Below are 250 nucleotides of genomic sequence, written 5' to 3' on the forward strand. Positions count from 1 at the left end.
CGCATCTGCGCGCTGAAGAACGGCAAGCTCGCCTACTTCGGGGAGCCCGACGAGATCATGACGGACGCCGTCCTGACCGACGTGTTCGAGACGCCGGTGCACGTGATCGACGGCCCGAACGGGCCGCTGGCCGTGTACTACTGAGGGTCGAGCCTTCAGTACCAGTTCATAGCCTGGCTGTGGCCCCACGCGGCGCACGGGGTGCCGTAGGCGCGGCTGATGTAGTCGAGGCCCCAGGTGACCTGTGTCG

At 66.8% G+C, this 250-nt stretch carries 1 protein-coding gene; it reads right to left on the reverse strand.

The genetic code is table 11. The features are described from left to right. Window positions 1-155 precede the first annotated feature (155 nt). Window positions 156-250 (reverse strand): aggregation-promoting factor C-terminal-like domain-containing protein (locus SB660_RS24515; protein ID WP_486304224.1); only part of this gene is annotated, 95 nt, incomplete at its 5' end.

Source organism: Bacillus sp. SIMBA_005 (assembly GCF_046535585.1).
Lineage (GTDB): Bacteria > Bacillota > Bacilli > Bacillales > Bacillaceae > Bacillus > Bacillus pumilus.